A 16,150-nucleotide genomic window follows, 5' to 3' on the forward strand; every position below is an offset into this window, starting at 1 on the left:
ACGCTGAAAATTGCATTTCCAACCCCTTGGAAACCGAAAAACACCTGGCAGCCTGCTCTCCAACCCCTTGGAAATAGAAAAAACGCTGAAAATTGCATTTCTAACCCCTTGGAAACCGAAAAACACCTGAAAACCAGCTCTCCAACCCCTTGGAAGCAGAAAGATGGATGCTTAAACCGAATTCACGTAAAAAATACTTATTATAGGCCCCGCATGGGTATTAAAAGCAGATAAAAGTCAATAACATTGACGACTTGTTTCTGCTGTCATGCAAATAGAAGTAGGGGGTCAACGACAAAAGAAAGCTGCCATATCACAAGACTGTAAGCTTCACCAACTCGATCTTTGTCATTGTGCTCTTGATAATCTTGAAACTGAAACGGCCGATTTTCACGACCTCATTAAGCTTGGGAAAACTCTGATAAAAGTTCAGAATAAAGCCACCGACCGTTTTATAATCATCATCTTCCGGCAAACCAAGATTGAACATATCATTCACTTTGTCAATCTCCAAGCGCGCAGACAGGAGATATTCATTGTCGCTCATCTTCTTGGCAACATATTTATTGCTGTCGTGTTCATCTTCGATATCACCGAATATCTCTTCCACAATATCCTCTAAAGACACGATACCACTTGTTCCTCCGAACTCATCAACCACGACGCCAAGGCTTTTCTTACTCTGCAAAAAGGTCTTCATCAATTTTTGAGCTGCCATTGTTTCGGGCACAAAAGGCATTGTCCGAACAGACTCATGCCAATCTTTCCCTGCCGTCCGAAACATTTCCGATGAGTGAATATAGCCTTCTATATGGTCAATATCACCACGGTAAACGATGATTTTACTATTTCCACTTTCAATAAACTTCTGCATGAGGTCAGCTACAGTGCAATCATATTCGACAGCATTGATTTCTGTACGAGGAATCATACAGTCGCGCACCTTTGTTTCCGAAAACTCCAAAGCGTTCTGGAATATCTTCACTTCATCATCAATCTCATCATCAGACTTTGCATTATCAATACTGGACTGGACAAGATAATCAAGATCTATCTTAGAAAATTCTTCCTCGTTATCCTCCTTTTCCATTTTAATACCGACTAATCTCAACAGTAACTTCGCAAGAAAGGTCGCGAAACGACTGATTGGCCAAAGCACGATGTAAAAAAGGAATGCCATTGGAGAGAAGATTGTCATCAGCCCGTTCGGATTGCTTTTGAAAAGTATCTTCGGCAAGAATTCCCCCGTAAAGAGCATAATCACCGTTGAAAGAACCGTATCGGCAGGGACCGTAAAAGCCGGAGTAAATCCGTGGAAGATTGAATTGTCAAAGAAACGGGCTATCAGAATACCATAAATGACAAGCACGACATTGTTTCCAACAAGCATCGTACTCACGAAATCATTGGGATGACGATAAAAGAAATTAATGAGCCGCGTTGCCACACCATGTCTCTCTTTATCAACTTCAAAAAGCATACGATTACTGGAAACGAAAGCAATCTCCATTCCCGAGAAGAAAGCAGAAAATGCCATCGTGCCCAAAATGCCGATTACCAAAGGAATATCTATGGTTTCATTCATCATACAAAAACTTAATCAATGCATCAAAGGAATTGATGTGTTTCTACGTTGCGGTGTTGCAATAGGATGCTGATACTTTGCAATAGAGTCTTGCGCACGCCGCGCAGAATCCGTCATATTTGCATCATTGGCGCCATTATCTCCTCCCTCGAAATCGTCTTTGGCAAAAGAGCCTTTCGTGTTGGATATGAAATATTTCGTCATCTGCTCATCACTGCGGAAATAACTCCCTTGAAGTGTGCGGTCAGGCGTAATCAATTTAGAGAAAACATTTGAATAGAGTTCATGTTTCCCTTCATCCCAGAACAACTGTTCACTGGCAAAACGTAATCCGTCCTTGGTGAGAATGCGAACCCGAGAACGCAACTCCCACAACCTCATCTGATCGTAATAATAAGCCGTATCACACTGAATATAGGCCTGAACATGAAATTTTTCATCGAATTGTTCGAGGAACACTCCCTTGTTGAACAGCCAGCGAGACGGTTGTAAATTGGTATTGATCTCCCATTCTTCAGTAACAATCCGATATTTGGCAACGCCTGAATCGGAAATCAACGTATTGACACCATAGCTTGTCATAACAGCGACAGAATCACGAGCACGAATTGCAGGAGCAGTATGTTCATGCTGTTCTTCACAGGCAATGAAAAGCATTATGGACATCATAGCCAAACATATATTATACCTTATAGGTTTCAACATAGGAGAAATAGAGCCTAAGACTATTTTTTATTCAACCTTCCACTTGGCAAACCAACGTTCGTTGAACGTAAAACCAATATTAATTCGGAAAGTGTTCTCCTTGATTAGCCCTGGTGCCTCCTGCCGAACCCATGAACCACTGATATTGAGTATAGACCGATTATTCCACTCATTAATAACAGGAATACCCAAACCTACACTTACTCCATACTCTTTCGGCCCCTCCACACCATTCACTTTATAATATGGTGTAGCATAAGAAGCGCCTAAACGATAGTGAAGACGGTTAGAGAACTTACGCCCCTTTTCATTGGGACAAAACTCTGCCCCCAAGGTTAATTTGTGACGATCTTTGTAGATACTGTTGGAAAGAACATATTTTGGCACACCATTCTCCAATGTATATTCTGGATAGCCTACTTTACCAAACTGCATCAATGAATAGTCAACGCCAACCTTCAATTTATTGTTGTGATTAAACATCAAGCCACCTCCAAATGTAGTTGGAAGTTCTAAACCATTCTTAATTTTCAAAGAAGTAGTATCAGACACGTTCGTTTGTGAGTTGTTTGAAATGATTCTGCATTCAGGATCTACATCTAACTTGTGTCCCAAACCATAGGTTGCACCAATGGTCAATTCATCTTTCTTTGACAGGCGAGCAGTATATTGCACACCGAAATCAAGTTTATAGTTGTTCACTGTCGCCGTATAATACTTTGAAATGGTATTAACATAAGCGTCACTGTAAGAGTTAACCACAGAACGTGTATAGTTTCCCCAAAGATAAGCAATATTTGCACCTATAGACAAACCTGTAAATGGTTGCCAGCCCACACCGAGATAAACTTGGTGCAGTCCCCCATTACCTTCAAATGTATTTGTGTAAGTCTGATAAGATGGCGACTGCTTGTTATTCAAATCTCCTGTTGTAGCATATTTATATCCGATATTTGAATAAGGAATAACGCCAAAGCTAACGCCAACATGTTTGGCTGCACGAAACCCCGCTACAACATAATCAAACACACCGTTCTTAGCATTCTTCTTAACACCATTCTCTTTAAAATTCGTCAATTGACCAGAGAAACCAGCATCAAATATAAATGACAAAGAGTCCAAAGAAGAATAAGATGCAGGGTTCATGTAGTTGATTTGGCCATGTTCATGAAAACCCAAGCCTAAGCCATTCATTCCCCGATTAAACCCTGTACCATAATCGGACAATAAACCTAAGCCATATTGACTATATGGTGAATTAGTGCCACTTTGAGCTAATGCTGTTGTTGATATTACTGTCAACAAGGTAGCGCTTAATAATAGTTTATTCATAATTGCTATATAATTGCTTGCAAAATTATCAAAAAAATCAGAAACAAATGCATGATAACTCAGAAATATAAGCTATTTTTGCATTGTGAAACGTTTTCAATATATTTTCAGAAGTGTACTGCTTGTTTTTTCAATGTCTTTTACACATAATATCCAAGCAGCACAAACATCGTCTGACATTTATGGTGATTCCATGCAAATCAGCCTACTTACTTGTGGCCCTGGACATGAGATTTATTCTCTGTACGGACATACAGCAATAAGGTTTCAGGATTTAAGAAATCATCAAGATCTTGTCATTAATTACGGGATATTCTCATTTCGTCAGAAATATTTCATATTGAGATTTATTTTTGGTTTGACAGACTATGAAATGGGTATCATGCCCTATAAAGACTTCTATGAAGAATATAAAAGCGAAGGGAGATGGGTGAAAGAACAATCTCTAAATCTTTCACCTCAAGACAAGCAGAATATCGCTTTGGCTATAGATAAAAACTACATGCCAGAAAACAGGACATATCGTTATAATTATTTCTACGACAACTGCACGACAAGAGCACGCAACATCTTAATCAATAATATGAATGGATTTATTGATTATCATGGTTACCAACATTTTACATCATCATATAGGGAGGAAATCCATCAGTGGAACAAACAACATCAATGGGCTAAATGGGGAAACGATTTACTCCTTGGTCTTAAGGCTGACCGCCCACTTTCAATGGAGGAACGACAATTTCTTCCTGATTCCCTAAGTCATGATTTTCAACATGCGATTGTAAACTATGGACATGGGAAAACAAAAAAACTCGTCAGCAAAAGTTCTTACTTGCTCTCTCCCACACCAACAAACAATATGGGAGATAATGATTTTTTCAATAAATTTACACCCAACATTCTGATATTCTTTATCATTGTGATAATCATAACATCTACTGTACTGCAAAGAAAAGCCAGATGCTACTATATCCTGACATTCTCTGTCTTATGGTTAGTAACTGGACTTTGTGGTTTTATACTCACTGCAATGATCTTCAGTCAACATCCCACTGTAAGTCTTAATTTACAGATATTCATACTTAATCCGCTCAACCTATTACTACTTTTCCCCAAAATCCGCAATAAGAGAAACTACCAACTTCTCATAATCTCATGTTATGCAATAGGATGTATCGGAAGTTTTTTCCAAACTTTTGCAGACGGAATACAACTCTTGGCATTCGTTTTGCTTATAACAAGCGTCATGTCATTCAGAGTCGCACAAAAGCAACATCAATTATTATAAGAAAACAACGTGAACAGATATATTGCCATACTGATAGCCGCATTAACTTCTGCAGAGATGCAAGCATTCGAACTTGCACCGCGGTTAATCGTCAACATCACTATTGACCAGCTGAATGCAGACTATATTGATGCCTTTTCTCCTTTCTTTAAGGCTGCTGGCTTTCAGAAACTTATGCAAGAAGGGAAAACGTATGAGGTAGCCTCTTGTCCATTCACACCTGTTTCTACCCCCTCATCCATTGCAACTATTGCAACAGGTACAACTCCTTTCCACCATGGTATTATTGGCAGTCAATGGATAGACCGCACCACGCTACACCCTGTTTACTGCGTTGATGAGAAACAATACATCTATGGTCCTTCTCAATTAAAGATATCAACTGTTGGTGACGAGATGAAGGTTTCGACGCATGGGAAAAGCATTATTTACAGCATTGCAGCAGACAAAAGTGCTGCCATTCTGTCAGCAGGTCATGCTGCTGATAATGCAATATGGTATGATGAGGTTTTCAGAAAATGGAAGACGACTGCTTTTTACGGAGCTTCACCACAATGGCTCAACACTCCACTTGCCCCACATAATGTTAACAATGAAGCAATTGGAGACAAAGCAATAGAAATTGTTTCAAGAAGTGGAATGGGGAAAGATGACATTCCAGACATGCTGACAGTCACCCTTTCCGCATCTATGGAGGACAACGAACAATTCCGCAATCGCGAAGATGCTCTGCAACAAATATATATTCAAATAGATAATGTCCTTGATAAACTTGTTAGTAATATTGAACATCAAGTAGGTAAAAGCCATGTCCTATTTGTCATTACGGGTACAGGCACAACGGATAATAAAGAGAATGACTATGGTCTTTACCGTATTCCAACAGGAAATTTCTATATTAATCGTACAACCAAGTTATTGAATGTCTACCTCTGTGCTATCTATGGACAAGGAACATATATCGATGCAACTTGGGGAAATCAGATTTATCTGAACCGCAAGACTATTGAACAGAAACGGCTTAGCATGCATGATGTGCTTACGCGCTGCCAAGAACTATTGCTTGAGAGCGTAGGTATCAGTGATGTTTATACCTGCAATCGTCTACTTACCGGTAACAATGATGTTTATAAACTGCTTCAAGGTTACAATCCTTCCGTCAGTGGTGATATCATCGTCAATGTCGCTCCAGGGTGGAAACTTATCAATGAAGACACTCAAGAAAGCTATACCAGCCGTTATAATATTATCCTATTCCCTGTAATTTTCTATGGAACAAACATCAAAGGGAAACGTATATCAACCCCTATTACCATAGATCGTATTGCACCTACTATCAGTAAAAGCATTCATATCAGGGCTCCAAATGCTTGTTCTGCAGCTCCACTTTTTTAAGAGCTATGCCGACAAAGAAGGTCAAAGTATTCATATAAAAGGCTTTATCTGTCGGTTCTCCATGCAAACTTTTATATAATTAATGTGGAAAATTAGAATTTTAATTCGTAATTTTGCACTGCACAGAATATTTAGACAATAATAATACATACATAGAAATGAATTTCAATAACTTTTTGAAATCGTTGTTCGGCGATAAATCAAGCCGCGATATGAAGCTTATCCAACCTCTTGTAGAGAAAGTAAAAGCGGTCTATCCGGAAATTCAGAAGCTGAGCAATGACGAGTTGCGTGCGAAGACCAAAGAACTTCAGCACTATGTTCAGAGTTCTGCAGATGAGCAGAAGAAACAAATAGAAGAACTCAAAGCTAAGATTGAGGAAACACCAATAGATGAGCGTGAAGATATCTTCAATCAGATTGACAAACTTGAAAAGGAAGTTCTCGACCTCTACGAGAAAGCTTTGGATGAAGTTATGCCTACAGCTTTCAGCATCATCAAAGATACCGCCCGCCGTTTTGCTGAAAATGAAGAAACTATTGTTACCGCGACAGATTTTGACAGAGAGCTCGCTGCAAACCCAGCAAACGACTTTGTAACGATTGATGGTGACAAGGCTATTTATCACAACGAATGGACTGCCGGAGGTAATAAACTCAAATGGAATATGGTACACTATGATGTACAGCTGTTCGGTGGTATTGCTTTACATCAAGGAAAGATTGCAGAGATGGCAACCGGTGAAGGTAAAACTCTTGTTGCTACACTACCCGTTTTTCTCAATGCTTTGACAGGAAATGGCGTTCATATGGTTACAGTCAATGACTATTTGGCCAAGCGTGACTCTGAGTGGATGGGGCCTCTTTATATGTTCAATGGCCTCTCTGTTGATTGTATTGACAAACATCAGCCTAACTCTGAAGCACGTCGCAAAGCCTATCAAGCAGATATCACTTTTGGTACAAATAATGAGTTCGGCTTTGATTACCTACGTGACAACATGGCACTGAACCCCAGCGACCTTGTTCAGCGCAAACATAATTATGCCATTGTCGATGAGGTTGACTCAGTATTGATTGATGATGCCCGTACACCTTTGATTATCTCTGGTCCTATTCCAAAGGGTGATGATCAAATGTTTGAAGAATATCAGCCTCTTGTTGAACACTTATATGAAGTGCAACGTAAACAAGCTACAGAGCTATTGGCTGAAGCCAAACAAAAGATCACTACCGGACAAGAGAAAAACGACAAGCAGCTACTTGAAGATGGTTTCTTGGCTCTTTATCGTTCTTACAAGGCACTTCCAAAGAATAAACCACTGATTAAGTATTTATCTGAGGATGGTATTAAAGCCGGAATGCTGGCTACAGAAGAATTCTACATGGCCAATAACAACCGTGAGATGCCTAAAGCTATTGAGCCTCTCTACTTTGTGGTTGATGAAAAGCTCAATAGTGCAGACCTTACAGATAAAGGAACAGCATGGCTGGCAAAACAAACCGGACAGGAAGACTTGTTTGTACTGCCAGACATCACGTCTCAACTGTCTGCTCTTGAAAGCCAAACGAACCTTTCTGACCAAGAGAGAATCGACAAAAAAGATGAACTGATGTCACACTACGGTGTGCAGAGTGAACGCGTTCATACGCTGCAACAGTTGCTGAAAGCCTACACCATGTTCAATAAAGACGACGAATATGTTGTCATGGACGGTGAGGTAAAGATTGTCGACGAACAGACAGGACGTATCATGGAAGGTCGTCGTTGGAGTGATGGACTGCATCAGGCTATTGAAGCTAAGGAACATGTCAAGGTTGAAGCTGCAACACAGACATTTGCGACTATTACCCTGCAGAACTACTTCCGTATGTATCATAAGCTGGCCGGTATGACGGGTACAGCAAGTACAGAAGCAGGGGAATTCTGGGATATATACAAACTTGACGTTGTTGAAATTCCAACAAACCGTCCTATTGCCCGCCACGACCTTGACGATCGCGTATATAAGACTGCACGCGAAAAGTATGCTGCCGTTATTGATGAAATCGAAGCGATGCGTAATGCAGGGCGTCCGGTATTGGTTGGTACAACATCTGTTGAAATCAGCGAGCTTCTGAGCAAGATGTTGAAGATGCGACACATCCCTCATAACGTGCTGAATGCCAAGCTTCATCAGAGAGAAGCACAGATTGTAGCCGAAGCAGGTCGCTCAGAGAACGGCTTAGGTGCTGTAACCATTGCTACCAACATGGCCGGTCGTGGTACCGATATCAAACTAACCGATGAGGTTAAAGCCGCAGGTGGTTTGGCCATCATCGGCACAGAACGCCATGAGAGCCGTCGTGTCGACCGCCAGTTACGTGGTCGTGCAGGCCGTCAGGGGGACCCTGGTTCATCTGTATTCTATGTTTCGCTCGAAGATAAACTGATGCGTCTCTTTGCATCTGAGCGTATTGCCAAGATCATGGACCGTTTGGGCTTCGAAGATGGGGAACGCATTGAGAGTCCTATGATCTCAAAGAGTATAGAACGTGCGCAGAAGAAAGTTGAAGAGAACAACTTCGGTATCCGTAAACATCTGCTCGAATACGATGACGTAATGAACAAACAACGCACTGTAATCTATGAGAAGCGCCGACATGCACTCATGGGTGAACGCATAGGTATGGACATTACAAACGTCATTTGGGATCGCGTTGTCAGCATCATTGAGAAGAACGACTATGAAGGTGCAAAGGAAGAATTCATGAAAATATTAGCTATGGAGATTCCTTTCACACAAGAAGAATTCGAAAGTGGTGTAAGATCCGAACTCGAAGAGCGTGCTTTCCAAGATGCCATGGCTTCTTTCAAACGCCATACTGACCGTATTCAAGCAGACGCCTACCCTGTCATCAAGAAAGTACAAGAGGAACAGGGAGCTATGTTCGAACGTATTCTTGTACCTATCACCGATGGACGAAGCATCTACCAAATTCCTGCAAACCTGCAAGAAGCCTACAACAGTGAAGCAGCCAGCGTTGTTAAGGAATTCGAAAAGACCATCATGCTTCGCATTATTGATGACAACTGGAAAGAAAATCTACGTCAACTTGACGAGTTACGTCACAGTGTCCAGAATGCTTCCTATGAACAGAAAGACCCGCTATTGATATTCAAATTAGAAAGTGTCAAGCTGTGGGATAACATGATTGACGACATGAATAACCGTATTGCAAACGTATTGATGCGGTGTCAGATTCCCGTAGTTCAAGAAGTTCAAGAGGCAGCTCCTGAACAACATGCACAACGATATCATGAACAGAAAGAGGATATTGAAGCACGAGCAGCGCAACAAAGGGCAGCCCATCAAGACACCCGAGAAGGTGCAGACCGGATTAATCACACGCCATATGTAGCTGACCGTCTGCCTCGTCCCAATGATCCTTGTCCATGCGGAAGCGGCAAGAAGTTCAAAAACTGTCATGGTAAGAATCTCTAAGCAAAGCTTATACACATACAAAAAAGCCCATTCATAGTCATTGTGAATGGGCTTTTTATCTTCTTCACTATATTCTCCCATAGAAGTCGGGAACTTCTTCTTTAGATTTATTATTATCATCTGAGGGGAATACTATCAGCTTTGAAACGTTTTCAACCACTTTGAATTATTTATCCATAAAAAGAGACAAAGTTTATCACTATACTGACCATGAATAGGTATAATCGGGAATCTTATTCCCTGATCAGCCCAACAAGTCATGAAACGGCAAGTCTCTACGAGAAGAAAGCAGTATATATTTAGTTCTATATTGTAAAGATATATCGTTGAAATCCACTACTTCAAAAGTGCAGCAAATAGAAAAGAAAACTATATATTCAACGCATATGTGAAGTCATTTCGCTGCTTCAGCATCCCCGTTTTTACCTTCTTTTTATGCAATCTCTATCATTTTAACCTGTAATCTGCATGAGTTTAGCTCCTAAAATGAATGAAACTACTGTGCAATCTGGCGCAAATGAGAATGCTATTTGACACAAAACACAATGAAATCAAACAACAACAAGTGCATTAAAATGAATAAAGTTCTACAACTATCTGTATCTCAATATCTTACAAAACATCCTCAAAACTCGCGTATTTTGAATGGAGATAAAAGTATTTTCGAATACGCAAAACCTGCAAAGGCTTTTGTAAAATAAATTATAAAAGAATAAAAGATATTATCACTAAATAGATCTCTGGAAATATTCACCCGTTCACGGACATTCCTTTTACCTTAACCAACATGAAAAATCTACATATCTTCAAACAAAGATAAGGACAGGTCGACAGACGGTTTCGGAGTATCCTCCTTTTCATCACATTCATCTTGAAACTGCAACATCAACTGCTGAGAATCCTCATTACGCGGATTGATACGATAATTTCCCCGAACATCTGTACGCGCTATCATGGAATCGGCATTTTTCGAATTACGTATCAGATATTGGGAAACGTAAGTATAAACTTCGTCAAAACTGACTGACGAAAACAATGTGTTGCAGGCATTATGAACATGGCGTGCAATCTTCTTGACCGACAAACCTTCATTGCCGGCTTCAACCAATATTCTTAATATCTCACTGTTGTATTTCTGCATCACAAAGCTAAAAAAAGAGGGGAACTGAATGCTTACAGTCAGCTCCCCTCCCTTTAACAAATATCCTTACTACTGAATATTATGCAAGTGTAATCTGGTTGTTCTCGTCTTTAACCTTGCCCTCTTTGAAGAGCCAGCCAATACCAAGATAAACCTCTTCTGTGCTAATCTTTGCGGCCTTTGCAATCTCCGCTACAGACATTGCTTTACCTGCTGCTGCCAATGCTTGATAAACATCACCGGCGCGGAAACCTACGCTTTCGGCATTGATAAACAATGCAGACTCTTTTGCTGTAGTCTTCTTAGGCGCAGCGGCCTTCTTCGTTGCTGCTTTCTTTACTGGTGCAGCCTTGGTTGTTGCTTTCTTTTCTGCCATAACTAACAAACTAATTAATCTTTATCAAAAACTTGAGTGAAAGATGTCGAACATTTAAGTTGACACCACAAAGTTAGTCATTATTTTCCAAAACAGACAGAACTATGTAATAAAACTTACAATTCAGTACTTTGTTCTATTATTTTCTTGATGTAAATCAACCGTCAAGCCTTGAGATTAAGTTTAATCTGCAATTCGTCCAATTGTTTCTGATCAAGTTCGCCCGGAGCATCAAGCATCACGTCACGCCCGCTATTGTTCTTTGGGAAAGCAATGCAATCACGAATAGAATCAAGTCCGGCGAAGATGCTTACAAAGCGGTCAAGACCAAAAGCAAGACCTGCATGAGGTGGTGCACCATATTTGAATGCATTCATCAAGAAACCAAACTGTGCTTCAGCACGCTCCTTGGTGAAACCGAGAACCTCGAACATCTTCTCCTGAAGTTGCGTGTCATGAATACGGAGAGAACCTCCGCCAACTTCGATGCCATTGCAGACGAAGTCATAAGCCTTGGCACGAACCTGCTCCGGATGCTCGTCGAGCAAAGGTATATCATCAGGATTGGGCATCGTAAACGGATGGTGGGTCGCCATAAGACGCTGTTCCTCGTCGCTCCACTCAAACAATGGGAAGTCGACAATCCAAAGACATTTGAACACGTTCTTATCACGCAAGCCAAGGCGGTTGCCCATTTCAAGGCGCAAAGCACAAAGCTGAACACGCGTTTTGTTGGCATTGTCGCCGCTAAGTATGAGTACCAAGTCGCCATCATTGGCGCCCATGAGCTTCTTGATTTCTTTCAATTCGTCTTCAGTATAGAACTTATCAATGGAACTCTTAATTGTACCATCTGTATTATACTTGATAAATACCAAGCCCTTGGCACCCACCTGGGGTTTCTTCACGAAGTCGGTCAGCTCATTAAGTTGCTTACGGCTGTAGTCAGCACAACCTGGAACACAGATACCACCAATATAGGTAGCCTCATCAAATACAGAGAAATTGCCCTTACCGGCAAAGGCCTCTTTGAGTTCTACGAACTCCATACCGAAGCGTAAATCAGGTTTATCGCTACCAAAACGCTTCATCGCCTCGTGCCAAGTCATCTGCTGTAGCTTCGGTAACTCTACACCTCGGATTTCCTTGAACAAGTGACGGGCCATCTCTTCAAACATGTTGATGACGTCATCCTGGTCGACAAAGCTCATTTCACAGTCAATCTGAGTGAATTCCGGCTGACGGTCTGCGCGCAAATCTTCGTCACGAAAGCACTTTGCAATCTGGAAATAGCGGTCGAAACCGGCAACCATAAGCAATTGTTTCAATGTCTGTGGGCTTTGTGGTAAAGCATAGAACTGCCCGGGGTTCATGCGACTTGGTACGACAAAATCACGTGCACCTTCAGGTGTACTGCCAATCAAAACCGGCGTTTCTACTTCCATGAAATCATGACTATCAAGGAAGTTGCGAATGAGAATTGTCATGCGATGACGCAGTTCTAAATTCTTACGAACAACATTACGACGAAGATCTAAATAACGATATTTCATGCGAATGTCATCTCCCCCATCGGATTCATCTTCAATTGTGAATGGAGGAGTCAGAGACGGAGACAAGACCTTTAATTCTTTCGCGAGGATTTCAATATCACCAGTTGCTATCTTTGAGTTCTTGCTCTGACGCTCGCTGACAATGCCCTTCACCTGAATACAATATTCACGACCCAATTTATTGGCATTATCACAGAGCATCCTGTCATCAGCTTCGTTGAAAACAAGCTGTGTAATACCATAACGATCGCGGAGATCGACAAAGGTCATACCGCCCATTTTCCTTGATCGCTGTACCCAACCGGCCAAAACAACTTCCTTACCGGCATCAGAGAGGCGAAGCTCCCCACAAGTATTCGTTCTATACATAGTATGTATGTGTTTATTATTCTGTCTTCTGATATGCAAAGTTACAAAATAATATTGAATACAACATCCATTTTATTACAAAATTGGACAATACAATTACAGCGCCTTTCACTGATGGGCGAAAGGCGCTTTTCACTGATATTGTCATACAGAATAAATCAGAGCTTATGCTGTATCATCTGAAGAAAATAAGAATGGACAAACGGGTCATCCGTCAACTCGGGATGAAAAGCCGTCACAAGCTGATTGCCTTCACGGGCCGCGACGATTTTTCCATCAACTTCGGAAAGCACCTCTACGCCATGATGTGCATGGCAGATATAGGGTGCTCTGATAAAAGACATCGGGACTGTCGTTCCAGAAAATGGAGCTTCAGTGATGAAACTACCCGACTGTCGACCATAAGCATTGCGCTTCACTTCAATATCCATGGTTGAAATACGCTCATGACTTTCGTTTTCAACTTGCTTTGCCAACAATATCAAGCCTGCGCAAGTGCCAAATACGGGGAGGCCATTCATGATGGCATCCCGGATTGGAAGTAAAAGTTCTAAATCGCGAAGTAGCTTCAACTGCACTGTGCTCTCGCCTCCTGGAATAATCAAGGCATCCTTTGGCTGATGCCAATCTGAGAGCCGGCGCACTTCAAAAGTTTCGACGCCAAGGCGCCGGAGCATCTGCCGATGTTCAGCAAATGCCCCCTGTAATGCAAGAACCGAGATTCTCATTTTCCTCTCTCAGCCATAAGAAGCTGGATTTCATTTTCGTTGATACCCACCATGGCCTCTCCGAGATCTTCGCTAAGTTCTGCCAAACACTTAGGGTCTTGGTAGTTAGTAACAGCCTTTACAATAGCAGCAGCGCGTTTTGCCGGATTACCACTCTTGAAGATTCCACTGCCGACAAACACACCTTCTGCACCTAACTGCATCATCAATGCAGCGTCAGCAGGTGTGGCAACGCCGCCTGCAGCAAAGTTGACAACAGGCAAGCGACCGTTATCATGAACATATCTCACCAGTTCATAAGGAGCCTGCAGCTGCTTGGCAGCCTCAAAGAGTTCATCTTCTGCCATTCCAACCAAGCGGCGTATCTCGCTTTGCATCATTCGCATGTGACTGACAGCCTGTATAACATCGCCTGTTCCCGGCTCGCCTTTGGTACGAATCATCGTTGCACCCTCTGCAATTCGGCGTAAAGCTTCGCCTAAATTCTTAGCTCCACAGACAAAAGGCACATTAAACTGAGTCTTATCAATATGGTAGATATTGTCTGCCGGAGAAAGAACTTCGCTCTCATCTATGTAATCAATATCAATAGCCTGAAGAATCTGGGCTTCTGCAATATGGCCAATCCTGCACTTTGCCATAACAGGAATGGTCACAGCCTCCTGTATTCCTTTGATCATCTTAGGGTCGCTCATTCTCGAAACTCCACCGGCTGCACGTATGTCAGCGGGAATTCTTTCCAATGCCATCACTGCACAGGCACCGGCAGCCTCTGCTATTTTCGCCTGCTCGGGAGTTGTTACATCCATAATAACGCCACCTTTCAACATCTGTGCAAGGTTGCGGTTCAATTCCTGTCGATTTTCTGTTTTTTCCATAATTATACTGTTTGTTTATTTTATCTGCTGTTGTTTTCTGAATTCCGACGGAGAAACACCTTTCAACTTCCGAAAGAACTTGGAGAAATGAGCCTGATTGGAGAAACCAAACACATAGGCTAATTGCTGTATGGTCTTTGTTGGTTCGCTGCTCAAGGCCGTTGCTATCTGATTGACAATATAGTCATCGATTATTGCCTTGGGAGATTTTGCCGCTACGCGCTTACACACCTGAGCCAAATAACGGGTTGAAACATTCATGCAATTGGCATAGAAAAGCACATCGCTGTTAGAAGAATAGTTCTGGCGCACAAGCTGCATGAACTCATGATACAGCTCCTGGCTCCTGCCACTTAACGGACTTGGAGCTATCATCAGATGTTCAACATATTCGCGAGCCTGCTGCACAGCTTCTTCATTCGGATATCCTCTTTGCAAAAAGACAGCCGCAGCACTCGCAAATACATTCCTGATTCCATGCCGTCCCCGGTCGTCAATAAAATAAATATTGGGAAAAGAACATCCCCCCAACAGACGATCAGCTTCAGAACGGCGAATAATAATCAGCGAACAAAGTGGCAAAAGGCACGACCTGATCTGAGAAACAACATCACGACTCATCAGTTCTTCATTCAGGAATGAACTGATAACAGGGTCATATACCACATGAGACGGCTTGTATTTTACAATCGTACGAACCAACACATTCAGCGTTTCAACATTGCGAATCATTCCTATCTTCATCACACTGGGCTGCACATCGTTGATAATAGCCTCCAACTGGGCGGCCACAACATTGCCGGGGATGTCATAAAAGCATTGTATCCCCAATGTATTCTGAACGGTGATTGACGTCAAGACAGATACAGCATGACTGCCTAATGCTGATATCGTCCTTACATCAGCCTGCACTCCGGATTCTCCCGTTCCGTCACTACCCGTGATTGTCAATATTGCAGATTTCTCCATTGATTTCACTTTACATTACGTGAATTTAGTTTAAGCATCCATCTTCCCGCTTCCAAGGGGTTGGAAAGCTATTTTAAGGCATTTTTTCCATTTCCAAGGGGTTGGAAAGCCATTTTGATGCGTTTTCCCCGCTTCCAAGGGGTTGGAAAAGCCGTTTTAAGGCATTGTTTCCATTTCCAAGGGGGTGGAAAGCCGTTTTGAGGCATTTTCTCAGTTTCGGCCACAGCCGAAACGCATTTTTCTCCATTTTTTTGCTTTCGGCCGTGGCCAAAACGCTGTTTTTTCTGTTTTTTACTCTTCGGCCACGGTCGAAACGCTGTTTTTTCTGTTTTTTACTCTTCGG

Annotated in this window: 14 protein-coding genes; 4 read left to right on the top strand and 10 right to left on the bottom strand. The window is 41.9% G+C overall.

What is annotated here, in order from left to right:
• On the top strand, positions 1-234 hold a 234-nt coding region (locus HMPREF2983_RS14195), incomplete at its 5' end, for a hypothetical protein (RefSeq protein WP_083316843.1).
• Between the two features lie 79 nt (positions 235-313).
• On the opposite strand, the gene HMPREF2983_RS12870 is transcribed toward HMPREF2983_RS14195, so the two are convergent.
• The 3 genes from HMPREF2983_RS12870 to HMPREF2983_RS12880 all read right to left on the bottom strand — a co-directional run bounded on the left by HMPREF2983_RS12870 (position 314) and on the right by HMPREF2983_RS12880 (position 3,622).
• Entirely contained in the window at positions 314-1,585 is a 1,272-nt protein-coding gene (locus tag HMPREF2983_RS12870) for a hemolysin family protein (protein WP_070669177.1), read from the bottom strand.
• Positions 1,586-1,600: 15 nt separating this feature from the next.
• Complete coding sequence (locus HMPREF2983_RS12875; RefSeq protein WP_036889400.1) at positions 1,601-2,251, bottom strand: LptA/OstA family protein; 651 nt, start codon at positions 2,249-2,251, stop codon at positions 1,601-1,603.
• A 66-nt stretch (positions 2,252-2,317) separates the two neighbouring features.
• A complete protein-coding gene (locus HMPREF2983_RS12880) occupies positions 2,318-3,622 on the bottom strand; it encodes a BamG family beta-barrel-assembly machinery protein (RefSeq protein ID WP_070669072.1) in 1,305 nt (434 codons plus the stop codon).
• An 85-nt stretch (positions 3,623-3,707) separates the two neighbouring features.
• Here HMPREF2983_RS12880 and HMPREF2983_RS12885 point away from each other — a divergent pair, with 85 nt between their 5' ends.
• From HMPREF2983_RS12885 to secA, 3 genes are all read left to right on the top strand, one after another.
• The gene (locus tag HMPREF2983_RS12885; RefSeq protein WP_070669074.1) at positions 3,708-4,913 is read left to right on the top strand and encodes an Lnb N-terminal periplasmic domain-containing protein; all 1,206 of its coding nucleotides are present in this window, start codon (positions 3,708-3,710) and stop codon (positions 4,911-4,913) included.
• A gap of 9 nt (positions 4,914-4,922) precedes the next feature.
• The gene (locus HMPREF2983_RS12890) at positions 4,923-6,308 is read left to right on the top strand and encodes an alkaline phosphatase family protein (RefSeq protein ID WP_070669076.1); all 1,386 of its coding nucleotides are present in this window, start codon (positions 4,923-4,925) and stop codon (positions 6,306-6,308) included.
• A gap of 158 nt (positions 6,309-6,466) precedes the next feature.
• Positions 6,467-9,793 (top strand): preprotein translocase subunit SecA, encoded by a 3,327-nt coding sequence (gene secA, locus HMPREF2983_RS12895; RefSeq protein ID WP_070669078.1) that lies wholly within the window; start codon positions 6,467-6,469, stop codon positions 9,791-9,793.
• Positions 9,794-10,589: 796 nt separating this feature from the next.
• On the opposite strand, the gene HMPREF2983_RS12900 is transcribed toward secA, so the two are convergent.
• From HMPREF2983_RS12900 to HMPREF2983_RS14200, 7 genes are all read right to left on the bottom strand, one after another.
• Complete coding sequence (locus HMPREF2983_RS12900) at positions 10,590-10,934, bottom strand: hypothetical protein (protein ID WP_070669079.1); 345 nt, start codon at positions 10,932-10,934, stop codon at positions 10,590-10,592.
• Between the two features lie 79 nt (positions 10,935-11,013).
• Positions 11,014-11,310 (bottom strand): winged helix-turn-helix domain-containing protein, encoded by a 297-nt coding sequence (locus HMPREF2983_RS12905; protein WP_018919144.1) that lies wholly within the window; start codon positions 11,308-11,310, stop codon positions 11,014-11,016.
• A gap of 164 nt (positions 11,311-11,474) precedes the next feature.
• Positions 11,475-13,232, bottom strand: coding sequence for an aspartate--tRNA ligase (gene aspS, locus HMPREF2983_RS12910; RefSeq protein ID WP_004372686.1), 1,758 nt, complete (start codon positions 13,230-13,232; stop codon positions 11,475-11,477).
• A gap of 158 nt (positions 13,233-13,390) precedes the next feature.
• Complete coding sequence (pdxT, locus tag HMPREF2983_RS12915) at positions 13,391-13,960, bottom strand: pyridoxal 5'-phosphate synthase glutaminase subunit PdxT (RefSeq protein ID WP_070669081.1); 570 nt, start codon at positions 13,958-13,960, stop codon at positions 13,391-13,393.
• On the bottom strand, positions 13,957-14,838 hold the full coding sequence (gene pdxS / locus HMPREF2983_RS12920; protein ID WP_070669083.1) for a pyridoxal 5'-phosphate synthase lyase subunit PdxS: 882 nt from the start codon (positions 14,836-14,838) through the stop codon (positions 13,957-13,959). Before pdxS ends, pdxT begins: the two co-directional genes overlap by 4 nt.
• A 15-nt stretch (positions 14,839-14,853) precedes the next feature.
• On the bottom strand, positions 14,854-15,807 hold the full coding sequence (locus HMPREF2983_RS12925; RefSeq protein ID WP_070669085.1) for a hydroxymethylpyrimidine/phosphomethylpyrimidine kinase: 954 nt from the start codon (positions 15,805-15,807) through the stop codon (positions 14,854-14,856).
• A 73-nt stretch (positions 15,808-15,880) separates the two neighbouring features.
• On the bottom strand, positions 15,881-16,150 hold a 270-nt coding region (locus tag HMPREF2983_RS14200; RefSeq protein ID WP_210400393.1), incomplete at its 5' end, for a hypothetical protein.

It is taken from the genome of Prevotella sp. HMSC077E09, assembly GCF_001814685.1.
GTDB lineage: Bacteria > Bacteroidota > Bacteroidia > Bacteroidales > Bacteroidaceae > Prevotella > Prevotella oris.

Excerpts from the sequence above, each read along its gene's own strand:
- HMPREF2983_RS12870 (WP_070669177.1), bottom strand. The coding sequence starts at position 1,585 with ATGAATGAAACCATAGATATTCCTTTGGTAATCGGCATTTTGGGCACG.
- HMPREF2983_RS12875 (WP_036889400.1), bottom strand. The coding sequence starts at position 2,251 with ATGTCCATAATGCTTTTCATTGCCTGTGAAGAACAGCATGAACATACT.
- HMPREF2983_RS12880 (WP_070669072.1), bottom strand. The coding sequence starts at position 3,622 with ATGAATAAACTATTATTAAGCGCTACCTTGTTGACAGTAATATCAACA.
- secA (WP_070669078.1), top strand. The coding sequence starts at position 6,467 with ATGAATTTCAATAACTTTTTGAAATCGTTGTTCGGCGATAAATCAAGC.
- HMPREF2983_RS12900 (WP_070669079.1), bottom strand. The coding sequence starts at position 10,934 with ATGCAGAAATACAACAGTGAGATATTAAGAATATTGGTTGAAGCCGGC.
- HMPREF2983_RS12905 (WP_018919144.1), bottom strand. The coding sequence starts at position 11,310 with ATGGCAGAAAAGAAAGCAACAACCAAGGCTGCACCAGTAAAGAAAGCA.
- aspS (WP_004372686.1), bottom strand. The coding sequence starts at position 13,232 with ATGTATAGAACGAATACTTGTGGGGAGCTTCGCCTCTCTGATGCCGGT.
- pdxT (WP_070669081.1), bottom strand. The coding sequence starts at position 13,960 with ATGAGAATCTCGGTTCTTGCATTACAGGGGGCATTTGCTGAACATCGG.
- pdxS (WP_070669083.1), bottom strand. The coding sequence starts at position 14,838 with ATGGAAAAAACAGAAAATCGACAGGAATTGAACCGCAACCTTGCACAG.
- HMPREF2983_RS12925 (WP_070669085.1), bottom strand. The coding sequence starts at position 15,807 with ATGGAGAAATCTGCAATATTGACAATCACGGGTAGTGACGGAACGGGA.